Consider the following 21,382-nt stretch of genomic DNA (forward strand, 5'->3'; position numbering starts at 1 on the left):
ATGTCATGGCTAAGACGCTCAAACGTGCCTCGGCGTTCACCGCTCTCGGGCGTGCGCTCATGCGCGGCTCACGCGGAGGTCCCACCCTGGGCAAGCGGGTCGCCGCGCTGCCCCGGATGATCAAGGCGAGTGCCAGAGGTGAGTACGACGGCGGCTGGCGGGTGGCCGCGATGGCGGCGATGACCGCGTACGTCGTGTCGCCGTTCGACTTCATCCCGGAGGCCGCCCTGCTGGTCGTGGGGCTCGCCGACGACGCCGTGATGATCACCTGGCTGGCGGGGACGATGCTGTCCGAGACCGAGCGCTTCCTGGAGTGGGAGCGGCAGCGTGATCGGGTCGTCGTAGTCTGAGGTGTGCGCTACTACGACAACGTCGTCGAGATCATCGGCAATACGCCCCTCGTGCGTCTCCGCAGCGTGACCGCGGGCATCGAGGCCACAGTGCTGGCCAAGGTGGAATATTTCAACCCCGGTGGTTCGGTCAAGGACCGGATCGCGCTGCGGATGGTCGAGGACGCGGAGAAATCCGGCCTCCTCGGCCCGGGCGGCACCATCGTCGAGCCGACCAGCGGCAACACCGGCGTCGGCCTGGCCCTCGTGGCCCAGCTGCGCGGCTACCGCTGCGTCTTCGTCGTCCCCGACAAGGTCAGCGAGGACAAACAGAACGTGATGCGGGCGTACGGCGCCGAGGTGGTGGTCTGCCCGACCGCCGTGGCGCCCGAGGACCCGCGGTCCTACTACAACGTGTCCGACCGGCTGGCCCGGGAGATCCCCGGCGCGTGGAAGCCCGACCAGTACAGCAACCCGGCCAACCCGCGCTCGCACTACGAGGAGACCGGGCCGGAGCTCTGGGAGCAGACCGCCGGCCGGATCACCCACTTCGTGGCGGGCGTCGGCACCGGCGGCACGATCTCCGGGGTCGGCCGCTACCTCAAGGAGCAGGGCACCGTACGCGTCGTCGGCGCCGACCCCGAGGGTTCGGTCTACTCCGGCGGCACCGGCCGGCCGTACCTGGTCGAGGGCGTCGGCGAGGACTTCTGGCCGGACACGTACGACCGGGAGGTCTGCGACGAGGTCGTCGAGGTGTCCGACTCGGACTCGTTCGACATGACCCGCCGCCTGGCCCGTGAGGAGGGCCTGCTGGTCGGCGGCTCCTGCGGCATGGCGGTGGTGGCGGCGCTGGAGGTGGCCCGCCGCGCCGGCCCCGACGACGTGGTGGTCGTGCTGCTCCCCGACGGCGGACGCGGCTACCTGTCGAAGATCTTCAACGACGGCTGGATGGCCCGCTACGGCTTCCTGCACAGCTCGGACGGCTCGCCCACGGTGGCCGACATGCTGGCCAACAAGGGCGGGGCGATGCCACCGCTGGTGCACGTCCACCCGACCGAGACGGTGCGCGACGCCATCGACTACATGCGGGAGTACGGCATCAGCCAGCTCCCGGTCCTCAAGGCGGAGCCACCGGTCGTGACCGGCGAGGTGGCCGGCTCGATCGCGGAGAAGGCGTTGCTGGACGCCATCTTCACCGGCCAGGCCCACCTGCACGACACGATCGAACGGCACATGGGCGACCCGCTCCCGATGATCGGCGGCGGCCAGCCGGTCTCCGAGGCGGTGGCCATGCTCGAGCACGCCGACGCCGCCATGGTCCTCGTCGACGGCAAGCCCGCCGGCGTGGTCACCAGGCAGGACTTGCTCGCCCACGTCTCGTAGGCCGTGTTTCAAACCCGGGCCAGGCGCGGGTTGTGAAACACGACCTATGGCAGCTCCTGCGGGACGGCGACCACGTCGACGTAGGCGTTGCGGCGCAGGACGGTGATCGGGAGGTTCACGCCGATCGCCGGGCCCAGCATGAGGCGCTGCAACGCCTGCACCGTTTCCACCGGCCGCCCGCCCGCGGTGATCAGGATGTCGCCCAGGTAGATCCCGGCCGTGCCCGCGGGGCTGCCCGGGACCACCTCGACCACGCGCAGGCCGTGCTTCTGGCCGAGGCGGTCGGCGGTCGGCGGTGGCAGGGGGACAGGCATTCCGGCTACGCCCAGCCAGGCGCGGCGTACCCGGCCGTGGGCGAGCAGTTCGCCGATGATGTGCCGGGTCGGCTCGTTGACGGGGACGGCCAGGCCCAGCCCGTACCCGGCGACGGCGGTGTTGACGCCGACCACCTGGCCGGTCGAGTCGGCGAGTGCCCCACCGGAATTGCCGGGGTTGAGGGCGGCGTCGGTCTGGATGACGTTGTCGATGACGCGCATCCGGCGGCCGTCCCGGGCGGGCAGCGAACGGCCGAGGCCGGAGACCACGCCGGCGGTGACCGAACCGGCCAGGCCCATCGGGTTGCCGACGGCCACGACGAGTTGTCCGATGCGGAGTTTGTCGGCGTCGCCGAGGGGTGCGGCCGGTGCGCCGGGGTTGTGGACGCGGACGACGGCCAGGTCAGAGAGGGGGTCGGCGCCGATCACGTCGAAGCGGGATTCGGTGCCGTCGGCGAACGCGGCGGTGCCGCCGGTGCTGCCGTTGACCACGTGCGCGTTGGTGAGCAGAAATCCGTCGTCGGTGAAGGTGACCGCCGATCCGGCGCCCCCGCCGCGCGGTGTCCGCACGGAGAGGGCGGCGACCGACGGCAGGAGGCTGGTGGCGACTCCGGTCACCACGCGGCTGTAGGCGTCGAGCGCCTCGTCGGTATCCATGTCTGCCGAAACGTCCTTCCGGCCGCACCCCATCTCACCTGGCCCTAAGCCGAGGGCGAACACGGAACCGTCACAGTCCGTGGGGACAATCGCACAGAAAGTCCGACCGAGGGGGTGTCCCCGACGGTTGTATGTGTTGTGACGGAAGTCGCCGCAACCGCAGGACGACGGAGGGGGAGGAATGGTCAACGCCGACCGGACCGAGCTCGCACCGGCCGATGTGGTGGATCCTCTGCTGTGGCAGGACGCGCAGCGGATGCTGGGCCGGCACATGCGGCCCGATCCGGACGGCACCTGCGTCTGGTGCGGATGGCGGTGGCCGTGCGCACCGCGTCGTCTCGCCGAGCGTGCGTCGGCGGCATCCCGTCGCCCGTGGCGGGAGGCCTGGACGTTGCGGCACGACCTGAACAGCATCCGCGCCATGCCCGGCCTCGACGACCCTCGTGGCCGCAGGCGCCGGCCCAATCAGCGACCTCGAACGGCGGCTCGCGGCAACCGCGGCGCGTTTGCCTGACACAACTCCACATCAGAGTCTGCGGACGTCCGCCCCGGGAGCTTGACCGTCCCCCGGCAAGGCCCGATCCATCGGCCCGGGACGGCGTCCATCAGCGGTGACACCGTTGTGCCCCGCCAGCACAGCGGCATCCCGCACCCAGACCCGCCCATAACGGAATCGGACCGGCACGCCTCCGCCGGTCCGCGCCTCCGGCCAGGCGCAACCCCCGGTTTTGGGCGGGCACGGTTGGCGGGGACGCGTGACCACAGGTTCCCCCGCATTCACTCGGTCACGTGTCCCCGCCATTCCACATCAAGATCAAGATCATGAATTGCGGGTCGTAGCGGGGTGGTGGGTACAGACCGCTGCTCACGCCGAGGGTCGCTTCGCTCCACGTGCGTAAGTGGTCACCCTCGCCGCTAACGCGGCAAATCCGGGCGGGTCAGCGTGTAGCGCATGTGCTGGACCTCCTCGTCGCCCATCTTTTCCACTCTGGTCGTGCCGTCGGGCTGCCAGCCGCCGCTCTCGTAGAAGCGCCGCGCCCGCTCGTTGCCCGGCAGGACCCAGAGGACCGCGCGCGGGCCCAGGTGGTCCAGCGCTTCCTCCATCAGCAGCCTGCCGACGCCGGTGCCGACGTGTGCCGGGTCGACGTGGATGGCGTAGAGCTCGAGGACGCCGTCGTCGGGGCTCGGGCCGACGTACGTGAAGCCGACCAGGTCGGCGTCGATGGTGGCGACGGTCAGGCGGTGGGTCGGCTGTTCCCACTTCCAGCGTTCGGTCCACCACTCGGCCAGGGCGCCGTCGCCGCCGAATTCCAGGGTCTCCGGGCGAAGCAGGTGGCGGTAGGCGTCGGCTCGGGAGCGGAAGTGCAGGTTGCCGACGTGCGGCAGGTCAGGATTCTGTCCGGGACGCAGCTGCGCGGTCGTCATCCGTCGACGTTAGCCGTGGCGGGACGGGCACTCGCATGAGGTCCTCGGCCACCACGATCTCGCCGTCGAACTGCTCGGCGGCCTCGGTGCGGAAGGCCGCCGGGTCGGTGTAGCGCTGCGAGAAGTGGGTGAGGACCAGGGTGCGTACGCCGGCCTCGCGGGCCACGGCGCCTGCCTGCCCGGCGGTGAGGTGGCCGACCTGCTCGGCCAGTTCGGCGTCCGCCGCCAGGAACGTCGACTCGATGACCAGCAGGTCAACGCCCTCGGCCAGCTCGTAGACGGCGTCGCACAGTCCGGTGTCCATGATGAACGCGAACCGCTGACCGGGCCGCGGCGCGCTCACGTCGTCCAGCCGGACCGGGCCGAGGCTGCCGGTGCGCCGCAGTTCCCCGACCGCCGGGCCACGGATGTTGTACGCGTCCAGCAGGGCCGGGATCATCCGCCGCGAGTCCGGTTCCTCCAGGCGGTACCCGTACGTGTCGATGACGTGCCGCAGCGGCAGCGCGGTGAGCCGCCCCGCGCGGGTCTCCACCGCGAAGCCCGCGTCGACCGGCTGGACCGCGAGGTCGGCCTGGTCCCAGAAGCTGGTGGCGTGCCGCAGCCGGTCGAAGAACACCTGGCCGCCGGCGGGGAAGTGCACGGCCACCGGGTGCGGGACGCGGTCCAGGGAGATCCGCTGGATGACGCCCGGGAGGCCCAGGCTGTGGTCGCCGTGGAAATGGGTCACGCAGATCCGGGTGAGCGGGGTGACCGCCAGGCCGGCGTGCAGCATCTGCCGCTGGGTGCCCTCGCCGGGGTCGAACAGGATGGTCTCGTCGTCCCAGCGCAGCACGTAGCCGTTGTGGTTGCGGTAGCGCGTCGGCACTTGGCTGGCGGTGCCGAGCACAACGAGCTCACGCATGAGGCCACCTGATCGGAAGCGGACATTAAGCGACCCCTGGGGACTTCCACGCCGTAGCGTGGTCCGGTCGGACTAGGCCGGATCCCCAGGGGTCGGGTGGCTATCTGAAATTCGCCGCACCGCTGCCACACGGTCTCGACGCACTACTTGGCTGCAAGGAGAGCAGCCGACGAAGCTGTCAAGGACAGCGGCTAGCGGACAGCCACCTCACGAGTCCCGTTGCTATACAACTTCGGACCACCTCCCTTCACGTGTACCGCCACGTTAACCACCGGAGAGGCTCGGAGACAACGATTTTTAAATCACTAAAGTCGCGGGAATGCGCGGGGGGACATGTCGCCGCCCTCCACCGCCATCGACGCCGGCCCGACGAGCTGCGGGTCAGGAGTGCCGACCACCTCGACGTCCTTGTTGTCGTAGTCGAAGCGGCTCAGCACGTAGCGCATGGCCTCCAGCCGGGCGCGCTTCTTGTCGTTGCTCTTGACCACGGTCCAGGGGGCGTCGGCGGTGTCCGTGTAGAAGAACATCGCCTCCTTCGCCTCGGTGTAGTCGTCCCACTTGTCCAGCGAGGCCAGGTCCATGGGGGAGAGCTTCCACTGGCGTACCGGGTCGACCTGGCGGATCGCGAACCGGGTGCGCTGCTCGCCCTGGGACACCGAGAACCAGAACTTGACCAGGTGGACGCCGGAGCGTACGAGCATCCGCTCCAGCTCCGGGGCCTGCCGCATGAACTCGAGGTACTCGTGGCGGCTGCAGAAACCCATCACCCGCTCGACGCCGGCCCGGTTGTACCAGGACCGGTCGAACAGCACGATCTCACCGGCCGACGGCAGGTGGCTGATGTAGCGCTGGAAGTACCACTGCGTGCTCTCCCGCTCGCTGGGCTTCTCCAGGGCGACCACGGAGGCGCCGCGCGGGTTGAGGTGCTCCATGAAGCGCTTGATCGTGCCGCCCTTGCCGGCCGCGTCCCGCCCCTCGAAGAGGATCACCAGACGCTCGCCGGTGGACTTGCACCAGTTCTGGAGCTTCAGCAGCTCGATCTGCAGCAGCCGCTTGTCGTGGTCGTAGTTCTGCCGCGGCATCCTCTCGCCGTACGGGTACTCCTCGCGCCACGTGTCGACCGGCGTGCCGTCCGCATTGAGGAGCACCGGGTCGTCATCGTCGTCGTCCGCGACCCGGTATCCGCCGAGCGCCTCGTTCGGCCCGTCGTAGGGCTCGGTGGTCGTGTCGTCCTGAACGCGAGTCCCGTTCTCCTCCGCCTGCATAGCTTGAGTTAGTACCCAATCAGGCCGACAGCACGCCGACCAGGAGATGGCGCCAAGGTGAACGAGGGCGTGTCCCGCCGATCAACCGGGGCTGCGGCGGGGTCCAGAGTGCGGCTGATCGGCAGGACACGCCCTAGCCCAGCCAGGAGCGCAGTTCGCGCTTGCGCGAGGCGCGCGTCGCCAGGGGCAGCTCGCCGAGGGTGTCCCGGCCGATCTGGGCCTGACGTTCCCACAGCACTCCGTGCGGGAAGCCATCCCCCACGGAGCGGAGGATCTCCTGGGCGACCACCGAGTCCTGATGCGTGCCGAGCACGTCCTGGAGGTCGGTCAGGCGCTTCACCAGCTGCTTGCCCGGCTTGCCGGCCTCCGGCGCGAACACCTCGACCGCGTACCGGGCCTGCTTGTAGGACTTCCGGGCCTCGTGCAACGGTTCGTCCGCGCCCGCCAGGGTCGCCTCGTCCAGCAGCCGGTCGGCTTTGTCCAGCGCCTTGCGTACCCGGCGAAGGGGTTTGCTCTCGCCGCCGTCCCAGCCGGCGATGAGCTCGTCGATCGCGTCCAGCAGCCGGAAGTAGCGTTCGCCGTTCAGGTCGTCGGCCAGCTGCGCCGTGCCCGCCGTCACCTTGGCCTCGAGGTGGTCGCGGATCTGGTCGGCGACCGGCGCGAACTCGTCGCCGGCGTCCCGCACGGCGGCCAGCAGCTTGTGTTCCAGAACCTGGCCGTCGCGGACCTCGCCCAGCGAACCGGCCAGCCACTTGAGCTCGGCCTTGAGGAACTCGACGGCGTCCGGCGGAAAGGAGCGCTTGAACGTTTTCAGGGTGCTGCGCAGGCGGCGGGTGCCGACCCGCATCTTGTGCACGGCTTCGGCGTCGCCGTGGCGTACGCCCGGATCGTGCTCCAGGATGGCGTCGCGCTGCTCACGTACGTACGCCAGAACGGGTTTGATCTTGGGTCGTTTGCGTGGTGACGTGGCGGCGAGACGTGCGGCCAGTGCGCGGGCCAGCTTGGACGGGCCCTCGGCTGGGGAGGCGCCGGCGGCGAGCAGGAGACGCTCCATCTCGTCGAGCAGCTTGCTGTCGCCGCGCTCGGTCAGCTCGACCTCGACCTCCTGCCAGGTCTGCGTGCCGTCGTCGGTCTCCGCGGTCACCGTGTCCTGCGCGATCAGGGCCCGGATGCGGCCCTTGGCGTCGCGCACCGGTGTCTCCAGGCGGTGCGTGCGCAGTCGTGCGACGGGCCGCACCGGAGTGTCCCGGACGATCGCCCGGACCTCGGTCAGCAGATCATCGGGCACGTCCTCGCCGTCGAGCGGCATCCGGTGCTCGGTCCGGCTGGAGCCGTCGCCCGGCGTCTTCAGGTGCCAGCCGGCGTCGTCGCCACCCGTGCGCCGCCGCAGCGTGCGCTGGTGCCGGGCGAGCCGTAGGTCGGTCGTGTCGAAGTAGGTCGCGTCGAGGTCGTGCGTCGCGCCGTCGGCCGCCCCAGGCAGGTCCGGCAGCACGAAATCCGCGGGCACGTCGTACTTGCGCTCGGTCTCCGTGCTGATCTGCATCTTGTCCATGTTGCCGGGTAACCGAGCGGTAACACAGGGCGTCCCACTTTTCTCAGAGGATCAATTGCGGGCGCTCAGCGGAATCACAGGAATCACTCGCATCCTTGGGTGCAGACCCCTCGGGGCTCGCCCGGCCGTCCCCCGTGCGTGCCGGGCGGCCCCGAGGCCTTGTTCGAGCGCCGCTCCGACCGCCGCCCCGGTCGGGGCGGCGCTTTGTTCAGGCCGCCAGATCGCTGCGGCTGCGGTTTCTCAGATACAGCGCCCGTGCGTAGTAGGTGTTGGCCGCCCCGAAATACATCGTGGCCAGCCCGGTGTGGAAGCTGTTGTCGGCCAGCGCGTTCTTGGCCTTGGCGCTGCCCGCCCAGCGAATCTCGGCATCGGTGTCGTTGATCCCGCGGCGCGCGCAGAGCTGCCGGTTGATCTCCTTGCCGCGCTTGAAGTTCTCCAGCGCACTCTCGGCCTGGCGCATCATCGCTCGAGCCTTCTCCAGCAGCGACTCAGCGATCGCCCAGGCGACCCGCTCCTCGTCAGTCTGAAACCCGGGCATAACGCACCCCCCGGTCAGTGTGATCTCTCCTCACTCAGTGTCACCGCGAGGTAGGCGGATGTCGATCTTTTCCACCCACAAGGGCTAATTCAGAACGGTCAGGAGGCGTCGTCCGCGCGGAGGGGGACAATCTTGGCGGGTGCCGCCTCGGCGAGCTGGCGCAGCGCATAGACGATCTTGTCGGCCGGGAGCGGCTTGCAGAAGTGGTAGCCCTGAGCGACCGTGCAGCCCAGCTCGATCAACGCCACCCGCTGCTCGGCCGTCTCCACGCCCTCGGCGACCACCCGCGCGTTCAGCCGGCCGCCCAGTTCGACCGCCCCGCGGACGGCCGCCTCGGCCGCCGGGGAATCGATCATGCCGTCCACGAAGGAGCGGTCGACCTTGAGCTCGTCGACGCACACCCGGGTGAGGAAGGTCAGGGACGAGTAGCCGGTGCCGAAGTCGTCGACGGACAACTGGACGCCGGTCTCGCGCAGGCCCGCCAGCACCTCGTCGACGATCTCCTGGTCGCTGACCGCCACCGACTCGGTGATCTCCAGGACCAGCTGGCTCGCCGGCATGTGGTGCCGGCGCAGCACCTCGGCGACCTGGGCGGGCAGGGTCGGGTCGAGCAGGCTGCGCGCCGAGATGTTCACCGACACCGGCAGGTCGAAGCCGGCCCGCGCCCAGCCGGCCGCGGACGCCAGGGAACGGTCCAGGATGTACCGGGTGAACTCGCCCAGCAGCTCGCTGCGCTCGATCATCGGGATGAACTCGCCCGGCGGAAGCTGGCCGCGGCGCGGATGCTTCCAGCGGGTCAGCGCCTCGACGCCGGTGGGCGCGCCGGTCTCCAGGTCGACCGCGGGCTGCAGGGCGAGCACGATCTGGTCGGTCGCCTGCAGGGCGTCGCGGAGTTCGGCGAGCAGTGCGAGGCGGTCGGTGGAACCCAGGTCGCGGGCGCTGTCGTAGGTGCCGACGGTGACGCCCAGGTCCTTGGCGTGCTGCAGGGCGAGGCCGGCGCGGCGGATCAGCTCGGCCATGTCGCCCATGCCGGCGCGGCTGACGACGACGCCGACGGCGGCCTCGACGGAGAGCCGTACGCCGGCCACCTCCATCGGCTGGGCCAGCTGGTCGGCCAGGTCACGGGCGCGGCGGACCACCTGCGGCAGCGGGTTGGGCGCCTCCTGCAGCCGGGACGCCGAGTCGGTGAGGGCCAGCACGGCCGGCATCAGCAGCGCGTACTCGTCGTCGCCGATCCGGGCGACCAGCTCGCCGGCGCGGGCCAGGTCGGTGATGCGTTCGGCGATGACCGTGAGCACCTCGTCGCCGGAGCGGTGCCCGAGGGTGTCGTTGACCTCGCGGAAACGGCGCAGGTCGAGCAGCATCAGGGCGACGTGCCGTTCGCGGGCGACGGCCCGCAGCGCCCGGTCGCCGTCGCCGAGCAACGCCGACCGGTTGAGCAGGCCGGTGAGCTGGTCGAGGACGTCGTCCCGGGCGACCCGGGCCTCGAGCTCGACCAGGCGTTCGTGGGAGGCGGCGTCGTGCAGGGCGCCGGCCAGGGCGTCGCCGTACGCGGAGACGGCCAGCTCGTCGCGGGTCACGGGCAGCGTCGGCTCGGACAGCCACACGGTGAGCTCCCCGATCGCCGTTCCGGCCACGCTCATGCTCCGGGTGATGACCGGCCCGGGCAGACCGGAGGCGGCCACGTCCTGCCCGGGAGCGTCCTCGTAGTAGCGCCGCATCGTCCCGCCGGGCCGGCGCAACTCGATCTCGACCCGCCGGGCGCCGAACACGTCCATGGCGCCGCGCAGGCCGGCCCGCACCACGTCGGCCTCGACGACGCCGGGCAGGGCGGCGGTGGCCTTGGCGAACGCCGCCCAGACGCGGCGCTCCTCCTCGGCGACCAGGTGGTACCGGTAGGTGCGCTGGAGCAGCCACAGCGCGGGCGGGAAGGCCAGCAGCCAGAGCGGCTCGCGGATCAGCACCCAGAGCCCGAGCAGCGCGATCAGCACGTTGCCGACGAGCATCGGGATCTTGGCGTTGAGGGCGCGGCTGAGGATCTGGCCGGCCGAGGCGTCGCGGTGCAGGGCGAGGGTCAGCGTGGCCAGGCCGAGGGTGATGACCAGGTACGCGCAGGCGCCCGCCACGAGTCCGACGAGGTGCCGGGTGTCGCCGGTGCGGGCGCCGGAGGTGACCAGCGTGGACACCGCCGCCGCGCCGGCCGCGCCGACGGTGAGCGAGGCGGCGAGGTGGACGATGTCGGCGATCGAGCGGTGGTCGCTGAGCCAGGAGATGAGCAGCCACGCGCCGGCGGCACCGACGAAGGTGGCCAGCGGCAGCCAGCCGGGCGGCACCAGCGCGGAGCCGATGATGAACGCGGCCTCGCCCCAGGACACGCTGACGGTGCCGCGGCCGAGCCGGAACCGGAGCCGGGCGAGTTGTCCACCGGCGACGACGGCGGCGGCGACGCCGAGCCCGCCGAGCACCGACAGCGGAGCCCCGTCCGGCGCCGCGCCGGGGGTGAGCAGCCCGATGGCGATCAGCACGAGCGCGGCGCAGAGGACGGTCGCGTAGAGGGCGAGGACCTGGCGTGGCCTGCCGACGAGACCGAACCGATCGGGCGGCGGAGCCGTAGTGGTGAGAGAGGAAGTCACCATCGGACCCCCCGAGCCACCACCGCCGGAGAGCTGATCAACATCGGCACTGGCGGATGCACGTGCATCTGCAGTGGAGGAAGCGGCTGGCTGAATGTGGTCGACATCAGCGCCCCCTTCCGCACAGGGTCCAAGGGACATTGAAGCCCCCGGCGGAAGGCTAAGCCAATCGACGGGCAGAGAACAGAGGTCGGCGGAATGTGATCGTCGATCTCCGGTGTGTAACTAAGAGTGATGGCCGTCCACGGTGGTCATCCGGCCACTGTGTACGGCCACACGAATGGTCAGCCCTTGATGCCGGTGCCGTCCGAAGCGGCCGGACGATCATGCGGCTCCACGCGGCTGACCTGCGGTTCTGTCTCGACGGCAGTCGAATCTGATCGATCGTCGTCGACGGCCGCGGCGTTCTCGGCGGCCTCTTCGCCGGACGCGAGGGACTCCGGATCGACCTTTCCGGCGCCCTTGCTCGATGCATCGACGTTGTCGAAACTGTCGGGAAGCCGACGCAAGCGCTTATTCATGTTGCGAATCAGCAGAACAGTCGCTATGGACATCATCACGATGATGAAGAGACCCATCGGGCCGGCCAAGCCGCCCTCACGGGTGTCACCGAAGTTGTTGACTGCTACGAGGTCCACATACAGAGAGTAACCCCTCAGCGGGAGGCGTACTCCGTGCCCCGGATCCCGGCGAACAGGTCCGACTCCGGCACCGGGCTGTCGACCAGCGAACGGGCCAACTCGAAGTCCTCGGTCGGCCACACCTTCTGCTGGAGATCCAGCGGCACCTTGAACCAGAAGCCGTCCGGGTCGACCTGGGTGGCATGCGCGCGCAGCGCGTCGTCACGGACCCCGAAGTACTCGCCGCACTCGATCCGGGTGGTGATCTTGTCGCCGCGATCGTCGCGGTCGGCCCACCTCTCCAGCATCTCCGCGTACGGCGACTCGAGGCCCTGCTCCAGCATCCCCTCGTGCAGCGCGAGCATGCGCGTACGGGTCCAGCCGGAGTTGTAGTAGAGCTTCAGCGGCTGCCACGGCTCGCCGAGCTCGGGATGCGCCTCGGGATCGCCGGCCACGTCGAAGGCCACCACCGAAATCTTGTGGCACATGATGTGGTCGGGGTGCGGGTAGCCGCCGTTCTCGTCGTACGTCGTCATCACGTGCGGCCGGAACTCGCGGATGAACTTCACCAGCCGCAGCGCCGCCTCCTTGGGCTCCTGCAGGCCGAAGCAGCCCTCGGGCAGCGGCGGCAGCGGGTCGCCCTCGGGCAGGCCGGAGTCGACGAAGCCGAGCCAGTCCTGCTTGATGCGCAGGATCTCGCGGGCCCTGTCCATCTCGGCGCGCCGGATGTTGGTGATGTCGGCCAGCACCTCGGGCCGGTCCATCTTCGGGTTGAGCACACTGCCGCGCTCACCACCGGTGCACGTCGCCACGTGCACGTCGACGCCCTCGGCCACGTAACGCGCCATGGTCGCCGCGCCCTTGCTCGACTCGTCGTCCGGGTGCGCGTGCACCGCCATCAACCGCAACTGCTCCGTCACCGAAAGACCCCTCAGGCCGGGCGTCGGAGAAGAACCGGCGCCCTGGAAGAATGAACACTGCCATTCTGGCCGATCGCTACGACAGAAAACGCACGAGAGGCGCCCAAGGTGAACGAGACGCGCGCCACAGCACCGGTCTTCCCGCCCGGCCGCTACGGTCACCGGCGGGCCCCCGGCATGCGCCGGCGCATCGTGCCGATCGTCTTCGGTGTCCTCATCCTGGTGGCGTCCGTGCTGCTCACCGTCCGTCTCTACGACCAGTGGGGGCAGACCGCCTACGAGTCGAAGATCGTCGGTTGGTCGAACGATTCGGACACCAGGCTGACGATCGAGTTCGACGTGCGCGTCCCGGCTGCCGGTGCGGCGACGTGCGTCCTGCGTGCCCGGTCGTACGACGGCGCCGAGGTCGGGCGGCGTGAGGTGCGGGTCGCGAACCCAGGCTCGGCAGGCTCCATCAGGGCCCGTGAGGACGTACCCACCAGCGCTCGCGCCTCCCACGGCGACGTGGTCCGGTGCCGCGCTTCGAGCTGAGGCTCGGTGCGCATGACGCTGGTAGAGTTGGGGATTCGCTACATTCCGTTGCCCTTCACCGAGGAGATCGACCGTGTCCAGTTCCGAAGCGTCGAAGACCTGGCTCTCGCAGGACGCTTACGACCGGTTGCAGGCCGAGCTCGACGAGGCGATCGCCAATCGTCCGGCCATCGCGGCGGAGATCAACGCGCGCCGGGAGGAGGGCGATCTCCGGGAGAACGGGGGCTACCACGCCGCCCGTGAGGAACAGGGCAAGGCCGAGGGCCGCATCCTCTACCTGAAGGAACTGCTCCGCACCTCCGAGGTGGGCGAGCCGCCGGCCTCCGGCAAGGTCGCGCCGGGCTCGGTGGTCACCATCTACTTCGACGACGACCAGAGCGACACCGAGACGTTCCTGCTCGGCTCACGCGAGATCGCGTCGACCACGGACCTGACGGTCTACAGCCCCGAGTCCGCCCTCGGCGCGGCGATCCTCGACGCGAACGAGGGGCAGACCGTGACCTACACGGCCCCTTCCGGCGCGGACATCAAGGTCACCGTCGTGAAGGCGGAGCCCTACCAGGGCTAAGGCACCTGGTAACGCGTGGCGGGGTGCTGCCCCGGCAGCATCGTGAGCTCGTATCCGCTGTCGCGCAGCGCCCCGATCAACGCCTTCGAGTGGTCCGGCCCGCGGGTCTCCACGGACAGGAACACCTCGACCTGCCCGAACGAGAGCCGCGGGTTCTGCCGGGAATGTTCCACGTCGATCACGTTCGCCCGGTACTGAGCGATCTTCGTGAGCACCCCGGCGAGCTCACCGGGCTGATCGCCGCAGCGCACCGAGAGCCGCAGGAACCGCCCCGCCGCCGCGAGACCGTGCTCGATCACCTTGAGCAGCAGCATCGGGTCGATGTTGCCACCGGACAGGATCGCCACAATCGGCCCCGGCGTGTCCGGCCGATGCGTACGCAAAGCGGCGACCGAGGCCGCACCGGCCGGCTCGACCACCATCTTGTGCCGTTCCAGCAGCAACAGCAGCGCCGCCGACAGGTCGTCGTCGGTGACCGTCACGATCTCGTCGACCAGCTTGCTGACGTGCGCGAAGGTCAGATCGCCCGGCCGCAGCACGGCGATGCCGTCGGCGATGGTGTCGGAGGCGGTCAGCTTCTGCGGCGAGCCGGCGGCCAGCGAAGGCGGATACGACGCGGCGCCCGCCGCCTGCACCCCGATGACGCGGATGTCCGGCCGCAGCGCCTTGGCCGCCACCGCCACCCCCGACACCAGCCCGCCGCCGCCGACCGCGGTGATGATCGTGCCCACGGCCGGGCACTGGTCGAGAATCTCCAGCCCGACCGTCCCCTGCCCCGCGATCACGTCCGGATGGTCGAACGGGTGGATCAGCACCGCCCCCGTCCGCTCGGCGAACGCCTTGGCCGCCACGAGCGCGTCGTCGACGCTGTGTCCCGCGTACTCGATGGTCGCGCCGTACCCCTTGGTCGCCGTGACCTTGGGCAGTGGCGCGCCCTCCGGCATGAAGACCGTGGCCCGCGTGCCGACCAGACCCGCGGCCAGCGCAACCCCTTGAGCGTGATTGCCGGCGCTGGCGGCGACCACCCCGCGCGACCGTTCGGCCTCGCTGAGCCGGGAGATCCGGTTGTAGGCGCCGCGCACCTTGTACGACCCGGCGCGCTGCTGGTTCTCACACTTCAGAAACGTGGGCACGCCGAGCGACTCGGTCAGCGGCCGAGACTCCTCCAGCGGGGTCCGCACCACCACCCCGGCCAGCAGGTCACGCGCCTTCTCGATGTCTTCCAGCCGCACCAGATCCAGCACCGACATGCCCCGATCGTCGCAGAACAGCCGCCGATCGGCGCTGTTCCGTGGATCACCTGCGCCTCGGTAGCCGCCGAACCTCGTCCTGCGGCCCGCGTGCGTAGGCGATCAGCCGCTCGATGGCGTGGCGAGGCGAATTCGTCGCCCGTGTGACGGCTTCACCGATGCTTCCATTACGAGGACTGCACTTGGCGTGCGACCTGAGCCGGATGGTCGCGCTTCGCCTCTTGATCTATTCGTCGCGACAAATCTCTGACGCGTCTTCGACTTTTATCGACCGGCTTCTTGACAGCGGGCTTCGAGGCGGCAGACTGGTCAGCGCAGGGCTTCTGGGGGTCGTCCGACAAGATCAGTTCGCTGGTGGAGGTCGGAAGATCTGATGGGTCCGGTGCGCCGTGCGTTCGATGACCGGCGGAGTTGTCGGTCGAGCAAGTAAATCCGCCAACGCCTTGACCTTGGCGGGACGTAATCCCGGATCGTCAACAGGGGAGTAATGGGGGTCCGGAAGCTCGCCCGGAAAGGAGGAGCAGATATAGGTGCCGCATCGGCGGCTCCTGGAACGAAAAAGGAACTACACATCAGAAGTGATTGTAGTGATCACATGCCGGAGGCGTTCCCTTTACCAGGGTCCTCCGGTTGATTGAAACACCTATTCGCCGCCTCTCATGGATCTGAGCGAGTAAAGTCGCTGAGCCTTGGCAGGTGGCGCGGGCGGAAGCCCCTTCTAGCCGCACGGCAGTCTTCCCTAGCGTTCGCCGTTAGGGAGGCCTGCGCCAAAAATCGGAACCGCATCGTGTTTGTAAGGGTCCAGTTTCCGCTCGCCGACGTGCGAAGTTTCGGGCTGGGAGAAACCGGCCGGCTGGACAGGCCGACGTGGCCCATCCCGAAAGTCGACAATGATTTTGTCCGCAGCGTGGGCATCGTGCGCCAACGGCCTGGGGGCGGCGCGCTTCCGTGGACCGGCGAACACCTCTGCTGCGACGCGCGCGGCGCGATCAAGTTCGCACACGGTCCCGGCAAGCCGGTGCGCGGCGCGGAAGGTGGCGTTCCACTGACCCCGGCCTACCGGCGATACTTCGTCGCCGGTCCCGTGGCTCGGGTCGATCTCGGTTTCACCGTCGAACGATGGCGGGCGGAGAAGCCGATGAGTGGTACCCAGATCTTGCGTGCCGCGGCACTCAGCGTTCTGACGTTACCCATGTTCGTGCCGATGATCGCACCCAGAGCCAGGGAACTCGTGACCCTGGGGCCGGCCGTGGCCAAACGGATACTCCAGGTGACCACGTCTCTGAGGATCCCGCCGGAGCGAGTCGAGTCCTGGTGGATGACCGCGGCTCGACCGTTGATCCTCGTCGAGGATCTCTACGACGATGACCGCTATTCCGGGCTGGATGATCTCGCCTTGGCCAAACAGGGGGAGTGGCCGGCCGGCGAAGAGCCGATGATCGTGCACTACCCCCTATCGTTGAACCGGCGTGGAAGCCAGATACCCGTCTGGGCCCTCCTCTTCGACCCTCGGGTCTCGAAGGAGGAATTGCGCGCGCTCAGGCTCCACCTCTGGCGGATCCATAACGAGCGGGAGGTGCTTCGCGCGGTCCTCGGTCTCTGCCTGGACAAGAAGTTGCATCCCGCGAAGTCGGAAAGCCTTCGTGCCTACCTCGACAAGCAATCAAAAAGGTTGCGCAGGATCTCGGCGGAAGGGCTCCCGCAGCGCGCGTTGCTGGACTATGCGTACGGACTCGACGCCCTGGTCAACGAAGACGAACTGCACAGCCTTCGCGAGGTACTCGATGAGGTGGGAAGTCCCGGTCTGACGGCTTCCGTCATGCCGGCTGCCAGAGACCAGTCGAGCGGAGGTGCCGGCGGACCCGTCGGCGCCATCAATGTCCAGTACGCGATATTCGGAGGAGGAACCATGGTAACCGGTGAGAACGCGCAGAACATTCAAAATTCCGGCCCCACGGGCGCGGTGATCGGCGGCCACGCAAACGTGTCAGGCGGCAACTTTCAGGGCAGCGGAATTCAGCAAACAGACTCGGGCCCGGACATCGATCTCGACGTGCTCGCCGCAGAACTGGCGAAGCTGCGAGCCGCTCTCCGCGGCCAAGCGACCGAGCCTGAGCACGACCTGGCAATCGCCGAGGTCGCCCGGGCTGAGCAAGAGGCGAGGAAGGGTGATGCGCCCGCTGCCCGCTCGGCTCTGGCACGGGCCGGCACCTGGGCTCGCGAGGTGGCGAAACTCGCCGGAGTGCCGGTGGCGCTCGAGGTGTTCCGGCAGCTCAACGCGGGATAGGCCGATGTCGAGGATCAGGTGGGCACCCGGTGCGGGTGCCCACCTGTTTGCTGAGGTCAGTCGGCCGCGGCGACGCCGATCGGACACGTCATGCCGTTGGGGCCGTGGTTGCAGTACCCGTACGGGTTTTTCTGACTTGAAAGGTACTGCTGGTGGTAGTCCTCGGCGAAGTAGTACTTGCCCAGCGGCGCGATCTCCGTGGTGATCTCGCCGTGGCCGGCCGCCGTCACCACCGGCTGGAAGGCCTCCAGGGACGCCTGCGCGATGCGCGCCTGCTCGTCGGTCGTGGTGTAGACGGCCGAACGGTACTGCGTGCCGACGTCGTTGCCCTGGCGCATGCCCTGCGTCGGGTTGTGGTTCTCCCAGAACGCCTTCAACAGCAGCTCGTAGCTGATCTTCGCCGGGTCGTACACCACCTGGACGACCTCGGCGTGGCCGGTCTTGCCGGAGCAGGTCTCCTCGTACGTGGGGTTCGGCGTGACGCCGCCGGCGTAGCCGACCGAGGTCGAGTAGACGCCGGGCAGCTGCCAGAAGATCCGCTCCGCGCCCCAGAAGCAGCCCATTCCGAAGACCGCGACCTGGTAGCCGTCCGGCCACGGGCCCTGCAGCGGGGTGCCGAGCTCGGTGTGCTTGTCCGCCACCGGCATTCCCAGCAGGCGGCCGGGGAGGGCGGTCTCAGCGGTGGGCAGGTCGAGCTTCTTGTGCCGTAGGAACACGGTCACTCCCTTCATCCGGTAGAGGTAACGCCGGAGGCGTCCAGTTCCTTACCGATGCGTTCGGCGAATGACGAAGCCTCGTCGTCGGAGTCGTACTTCGTTCGTGGCCAGAAGAATCCGCGAAGTCCGTCACCTTTTGTCCGGGGCACGACGTGGGCGTGCAGATGCGGCACGGACTGCGACACGACGTTGTTCATCGCGACGAATGTCCCTTTCGCCCCCAAAGCGGCGGGAACGGCAGCCGAAAGGGCCCGGACCAGGGTGAAGAAGCCGGGCAGCAGGTCAAGGTCAAGATCTTTGAGCTCGGGTACGTGCGGCCGCGGCACCACGAGCACGTGGCCTTTAAACACCGGCCGGATGTCGAGGAACGCGACGCCGGACGGGTGGTCCGCCACCCGGAAGGCGGGGACATCACCCGCCACGATCCCGCAGAACAGGCAAGCCGCCATGAGTAAAGACTAGCCTTGCCGGTCATGAGCGCCGATCAGTACGGATTCGACACGCTTGCCATCCACGCCGGGCAGGAACCGGATCCGCGGACCGGGGCGGTGGTCCCGCCCATCTATCAGACCAGCACGTTCGCGCAGGACGCGGTCGGTTCACCGCGGCTGGGGTACGAGTACAGCCGCTCCGGCAACCCGACCCGCGACGCGCTGCAGGAATGCATCGCCGCGCTCGAGGGCGGTCGTCGCGGCCTGGCCTTCGCCAGCGGGCTGGCCGCCGAGGACTGCCTGCTGCGGGCGGTCTGCCGGCCGGGTGACCACGTGGTGATCCCGGGCGACGCGTACGGCGGCACCTATCGTCTTTTCGCGAAGGTCGCCGAGAACTGGGGCCTCGACTGGACCGCCGTGCCGCTGGACGACCTGGACGCGGTCCGCGCCGCCTTCCGCCCCGGCCACACCCGGCTGATCTGGGCCGAGACGCCGACCAACCCGCTGCTGAAGATCGCCGACATCGCCGCGCTGGCCGGGATGGCGCACGAGTACGACGCCATGCTCGTGGTGGACAACACGTTCGCCTCGCCCTACCTGCAGCAGCCGATCGCCCTGGGCGCCGACGTCGTGGTGCACTCGACCACCAAGTACCTGGGCGGTCACTCGGACGTGATCGGTGGCGCGCTGGTCGCCGCCGAGGACGGGCTGGGCGAGGAACTGGCCTTCTACCAGAACGCGATGGGTGCGGTGCCAGGCCCGTTCGACGCCTGGATCACGCTGCGCGGCATCAAGACTCTCGGCGTACGCATGGATCGGCATTGCGACAACGCCGAGCGCATCTCGCAATATCTGCTCTCCCACCGCCTGGTGTCCGACGTGCTCTATCCGGGTCTGGAGTCGCATGCCGGACACGAGATCGCGGCCAAGCAGATGCGACGGTTCGGCGGCATGGTGTCGTTCCGGCTCGCGGGTGGCCGTGACCAGGCCATCGAGGTCTGCAACCGGGCGAAGCTGTTCATTCTCGCGGAGTCTCTGGGCGGTGTGGAGTCGCTGATCGAGCACCCGGGACAGATGACACACCTGAGTGCTGCGGGCTCAGCGCTTGAAGTCCCCTCTGATCTCGTGCGACTGTCTGTCGGCATCGAGACGCTTGAGGATCTGCTCGCCGACCTGGAGCAGGCCCTCGAGGTCTCCTGAGGCCTCTCATTCCGGCAAGAACGGGATACGCGATGGAATACGTACCGACCACTTTGGTGGGCGCCACCGCGAAACAGATCGCGCGGGCCGTCCGCCGCGGCGACACCACGGCCACCGCTGTGGTCGCGGACCATCTGGAGCAGATCGCGATCAGCGATCCGGAGCTGCACGCTTTCCGGGTGATCCGCGGCGGGGAGGCGATGACCGAGGCGGAGAAGGTCGACGATCAGGACGACCTCTCCAACCTGCCGCTGGCCGGGGTGCCGGTGGCGGTGAAGGAGAACACCGCGGTCGCCGGCCTGCCGACGTGGAACGGTTCGGCGGCGGTCCGCACCGCGGTGGCCGAGGAGGACCACGAGATCGTCCGCCGCCTGCGCGGGGCGGGCGCCGTCGTGGTCGGGGTGACCCGGGCGCCGGAGCTGAGCCTGTGGCCGTTCACCGACGACGAGGAACTCGCCACCCGCAACCCGTGGGCGCTGGACCGTACGCCGGGCGGCTCGTCCGGCGGGTCCGCGGCCGCGGTCGCCTCCGGCCTGGTGCCGATGGCGCACGCCAACGACGGCCTGGGTTCGATCCGGATCCCGGCGGCCTGCTGCGGTCTGGTCGGCCTCAAGCCCGGCCGCGGCGTGGTCCCTTGTGACCTGGGCATCGACGGCTGGTTCGGGATGGCCGAGAACGGCGTGCTGACCACCACGGTCGGCGACGCCGCGGTCGGCTTCAGCGTGCTGGCGGGCCGTCGTCCGGTGAAGCTGACCGAGCCGTCCCGCCTGCGCGTCGGCGTCTCGCTGCGGTCACCGGTGGCCGGCACGAAGGCCGACGAGCCCAACCGCAACGCCGTGGCCACCGCCGCGAAACTGCTGGTCGACGCCGGTCACAGCACGCTGACGGCCGAGCCTGACTACGGCGTCAAGCTGGGCCCGCAGGCCGTGGCGACCTGGTTGGCGTCGGCGCACCGCGAGGCCGAGGCGCTGGGCGTCGATCTGTCGTCCCTGCAACGCCGCAGCCGGATGCACGCCAGGCTCGGCAAGTTCGTTTTCAACCGCGGTTGGGTACGCCAGGAGCAGCGCGACGCCTGGCGGGAGCGGTCGATAGCGTTTTTCGCCGACCGTAAGGTCGACGTGCTGCTCACGCCTGCTCTGGCCGGCCCGCCCCCGGCGGCGGACGGCTGGGCGAAGGCGAGCTGGCGCAAGAGCTTCCAGGCCAGCGCCCAGTACGCGCCTTACAACGCGCCCTGGAACTTCGCCGGCCTGCCCGCGATCGTGGTCCCGGTGGGCACCCGCCCCGACGGTCTCCCGCTGGCGGTCCAGCTGGTCGGCCCGCCCGACTCCGAGGTGCTGCTGCTCTCCATCGCCGGCCAGTTCGAGGTCGCCAACCCCTGGCAGCGCCTGGCGATCGTGTAACGGTCAGCCGTCGCCCTCCGGCGCTCCCATGGATGGGGCCGGAGGGCGCGGCGCGTCCTGACGGGCAGTGACCGGGATGTTCCGGTGCCGACCTCGGTGGGATACGCGGTCTCGCGGCCCTGGATGTCGGCCGGGTCGCTCTCTTCAAGGGCCGGCAGGGGCCGCGATTTCTCCGGCATGACCTGGGTCCCGGTCAGGAACTGCGCCTTGGCCAGGCCCGGATCGATCACCTGGCACCGGTACTCGTCCGTGCCGCCACCCTCCGGCGGCACGGGCGTGTGGGCCTCGGCCATCTTCAGGGCGGGACCTCGACGTCACCGCGCCGGTGCGTGCGCTGGGTATCTGGTTCGTCAAACCGGGTTGAGCGGCGGTATTAACGCTCGTCTCAGGTTCGCTCGGTAGGAAGTCGGCGTCAGGTGAGCGAGGTAACGGGTGTAGGAGGCTATTGATGGCAGTCGACGC

Annotated in this window: 20 protein-coding genes; 8 read left to right on the top strand and 12 right to left on the bottom strand. The window is 69.3% G+C overall.

All coding sequences use genetic code 11. The features are described from left to right. Positions 1 to 5: 5 nt before the first annotated feature. On the top strand, positions 6 to 350 hold the full coding sequence (locus QSK31_RS18615; RefSeq protein ID WP_285685385.1) for a YkvA family protein: 345 nt from the start codon (positions 6 to 8) through the stop codon (positions 348 to 350). A 3-nt stretch (positions 351 to 353) separates the two neighbouring features. Further along, positions 354 to 1,712 carry a cystathionine beta-synthase gene (locus QSK31_RS18620; RefSeq protein ID WP_285685386.1) on the top strand — a complete coding sequence of 453 codons (1,359 nt, stop codon included), beginning with the start codon at positions 354 to 356 and terminating at the stop codon, positions 1,710 to 1,712. Positions 1,713 to 1,756: 44 nt separating this feature from the next. Here the strand turns inward: QSK31_RS18620 and QSK31_RS18625 are convergent, their stop codons facing one another. Continuing rightward, positions 1,757 to 2,683: a S1C family serine protease gene (locus QSK31_RS18625; RefSeq protein WP_285685387.1), complete on the bottom strand. Its 927-nt coding sequence runs from the start codon at positions 2,681 to 2,683 to the stop codon at positions 1,757 to 1,759. A 181-nt stretch (positions 2,684 to 2,864) separates the two neighbouring features. Here QSK31_RS18625 and QSK31_RS18630 point away from each other — a divergent pair, with 181 nt between their 5' ends. After that, entirely contained in the window at positions 2,865 to 3,197 is a 333-nt protein-coding gene (locus tag QSK31_RS18630) for a hypothetical protein (RefSeq protein ID WP_285685388.1), read from the top strand. A 401-nt stretch (positions 3,198 to 3,598) separates the two neighbouring features. Here QSK31_RS18630 and QSK31_RS18635 read toward each other — a convergent pair whose 3' ends face one another. The 8 genes from QSK31_RS18635 to mca form a co-directional block, all read right to left on the bottom strand. After that, positions 3,599 to 4,108 (bottom strand): GNAT family N-acetyltransferase, encoded by a 510-nt coding sequence (locus QSK31_RS18635; protein ID WP_285685389.1) that lies wholly within the window; start codon positions 4,106 to 4,108, stop codon positions 3,599 to 3,601. Next, entirely contained in the window at positions 4,071 to 5,009 is a 939-nt protein-coding gene (locus tag QSK31_RS18640; protein ID WP_285685390.1) for a ribonuclease Z, read from the bottom strand. The genes QSK31_RS18635 and QSK31_RS18640 overlap by 38 nt, the downstream gene beginning before the upstream one ends. A gap of 305 nt (positions 5,010 to 5,314) precedes the next feature. Beyond that, positions 5,315 to 6,274, bottom strand: a complete 960-nt coding sequence (ppk2, locus tag QSK31_RS18645; RefSeq protein WP_285685391.1) for a polyphosphate kinase 2 — start codon at positions 6,272 to 6,274, stop codon at positions 5,315 to 5,317. Between the two features lie 133 nt (positions 6,275 to 6,407). Further along, positions 6,408 to 7,817 carry a CYTH and CHAD domain-containing protein gene (locus QSK31_RS18650; RefSeq protein ID WP_285685392.1) on the bottom strand — a complete coding sequence of 470 codons (1,410 nt, stop codon included), beginning with the start codon at positions 7,815 to 7,817 and terminating at the stop codon, positions 6,408 to 6,410. Positions 7,818 to 8,034: 217 nt separating this feature from the next. Continuing rightward, positions 8,035 to 8,364: a hypothetical protein gene (locus QSK31_RS18655; protein ID WP_285685393.1), complete on the bottom strand. Its 330-nt coding sequence runs from the start codon at positions 8,362 to 8,364 to the stop codon at positions 8,035 to 8,037. A 98-nt stretch (positions 8,365 to 8,462) separates the two neighbouring features. Next, positions 8,463 to 10,997, bottom strand: a complete 2,535-nt coding sequence (locus tag QSK31_RS18660) for a putative bifunctional diguanylate cyclase/phosphodiesterase (protein ID WP_285685394.1) — start codon at positions 10,995 to 10,997, stop codon at positions 8,463 to 8,465. Positions 10,998 to 11,281: 284 nt separating this feature from the next. Continuing rightward, positions 11,282 to 11,635: a hypothetical protein gene (locus tag QSK31_RS18665; RefSeq protein ID WP_502872978.1), complete on the bottom strand. Its 354-nt coding sequence runs from the start codon at positions 11,633 to 11,635 to the stop codon at positions 11,282 to 11,284. Between the two features lie 17 nt (positions 11,636 to 11,652). Next, a complete protein-coding gene (gene mca / locus QSK31_RS18670) occupies positions 11,653 to 12,537 on the bottom strand; it encodes a mycothiol conjugate amidase Mca (protein WP_285685395.1) in 885 nt (294 codons plus the stop codon). Between the two features lie 108 nt (positions 12,538 to 12,645). Here mca and QSK31_RS18675 point away from each other — a divergent pair, with 108 nt between their 5' ends. Together QSK31_RS18675 and greA are read left to right on the top strand one after the other, a co-directional pair. After that, entirely contained in the window at positions 12,646 to 13,068 is a 423-nt protein-coding gene (locus tag QSK31_RS18675; RefSeq protein WP_285685396.1) for a DUF4307 domain-containing protein, read from the top strand. Between the two features lie 73 nt (positions 13,069 to 13,141). Beyond that, on the top strand, positions 13,142 to 13,636 hold the full coding sequence (gene greA, locus QSK31_RS18680) for a transcription elongation factor GreA (RefSeq protein ID WP_285685397.1): 495 nt from the start codon (positions 13,142 to 13,144) through the stop codon (positions 13,634 to 13,636). Here the strand turns inward: greA and ilvA are convergent. Then, the gene (gene ilvA / locus QSK31_RS18685; protein WP_285685416.1) at positions 13,633 to 14,880 is read right to left on the bottom strand and encodes a threonine ammonia-lyase; all 1,248 of its coding nucleotides are present in this window, start codon (positions 14,878 to 14,880) and stop codon (positions 13,633 to 13,635) included. The two genes, greA and ilvA, sit on opposite strands and share 4 nt — an antisense overlap. Before the next feature lie 793 nt (positions 14,881 to 15,673). Between ilvA and QSK31_RS18690 the strand changes: the two genes are divergently transcribed. Continuing rightward, entirely contained in the window at positions 15,674 to 17,173 is a 1,500-nt protein-coding gene (locus QSK31_RS18690; RefSeq protein ID WP_285685398.1) for a hypothetical protein, read from the top strand. 56 nt (positions 17,174 to 17,229) lie between these two features. On the opposite strand, the gene msrA is transcribed toward QSK31_RS18690, so the two are convergent. Both msrA and QSK31_RS18700 read right to left on the bottom strand, forming a co-directional pair. Beyond that, positions 17,230 to 17,889 carry a peptide-methionine (S)-S-oxide reductase MsrA gene (gene msrA, locus QSK31_RS18695; RefSeq protein WP_285685399.1) on the bottom strand — a complete coding sequence of 220 codons (660 nt, stop codon included), beginning with the start codon at positions 17,887 to 17,889 and terminating at the stop codon, positions 17,230 to 17,232. Positions 17,890 to 17,900: 11 nt separating this feature from the next. After that, positions 17,901 to 18,338, bottom strand: coding sequence for an HIT family protein (locus tag QSK31_RS18700; RefSeq protein ID WP_285685400.1), 438 nt, complete (start codon positions 18,336 to 18,338; stop codon positions 17,901 to 17,903). Positions 18,339 to 18,362: 24 nt separating this feature from the next. Here QSK31_RS18700 and QSK31_RS18705 point away from each other — a divergent pair, with 24 nt between their 5' ends. Next, a complete protein-coding gene (locus tag QSK31_RS18705) occupies positions 18,363 to 19,520 on the top strand; it encodes a cystathionine gamma-synthase (protein ID WP_285685401.1) in 1,158 nt (385 codons plus the stop codon). 32 nt (positions 19,521 to 19,552) lie between these two features. After that, complete coding sequence (locus QSK31_RS18710; RefSeq protein WP_285685402.1) at positions 19,553 to 20,920, top strand: amidase; 1,368 nt, start codon at positions 19,553 to 19,555, stop codon at positions 20,918 to 20,920. Positions 20,921 to 21,382 lie beyond the last annotated feature (462 nt).

The sequence above is a fragment of the Actinoplanes sp. NBRC 103695 genome (assembly GCF_030269485.1).
Classification (GTDB): Bacteria; Actinomycetota; Actinomycetes; order Mycobacteriales; family Micromonosporaceae; genus Actinoplanes.

What these genes read in the sequence shown, in the direction of transcription:
- QSK31_RS18635 (WP_285685389.1), bottom strand. Translation starts at nt 4,108, where the DNA reads ATGACGACCGCGCAGCTGCGTCCCGGACAGAATCCTGACCTGCCGCAC.
- QSK31_RS18640 (WP_285685390.1), bottom strand. Translation starts at nt 5,009, where the DNA reads ATGCGTGAGCTCGTTGTGCTCGGCACCGCCAGCCAAGTGCCGACGCGC.
- QSK31_RS18615 (WP_285685385.1), top strand. Translation starts at nt 6, where the DNA reads ATGGCTAAGACGCTCAAACGTGCCTCGGCGTTCACCGCTCTCGGGCGT.
- ppk2 (WP_285685391.1), bottom strand. Translation starts at nt 6,274, where the DNA reads ATGCAGGCGGAGGAGAACGGGACTCGCGTTCAGGACGACACGACCACC.
- QSK31_RS18650 (WP_285685392.1), bottom strand. Translation starts at nt 7,817, where the DNA reads ATGCAGATCAGCACGGAGACCGAGCGCAAGTACGACGTGCCCGCGGAT.
- QSK31_RS18655 (WP_285685393.1), bottom strand. Translation starts at nt 8,364, where the DNA reads ATGCCCGGGTTTCAGACTGACGAGGAGCGGGTCGCCTGGGCGATCGCT.
- QSK31_RS18710 (WP_285685402.1), top strand. Translation starts at nt 19,553, where the DNA reads ATGGAATACGTACCGACCACTTTGGTGGGCGCCACCGCGAAACAGATC.
- QSK31_RS18625 (WP_285685387.1), bottom strand. Translation starts at nt 2,683, where the DNA reads ATGGATACCGACGAGGCGCTCGACGCCTACAGCCGCGTGGTGACCGGA.
- QSK31_RS18705 (WP_285685401.1), top strand. Translation starts at nt 18,363, where the DNA reads ATGAGCGCCGATCAGTACGGATTCGACACGCTTGCCATCCACGCCGGG.
- QSK31_RS18630 (WP_285685388.1), top strand. Translation starts at nt 2,865, where the DNA reads ATGGTCAACGCCGACCGGACCGAGCTCGCACCGGCCGATGTGGTGGAT.
- QSK31_RS18700 (WP_285685400.1), bottom strand. Translation starts at nt 18,338, where the DNA reads ATGGCGGCTTGCCTGTTCTGCGGGATCGTGGCGGGTGATGTCCCCGCC.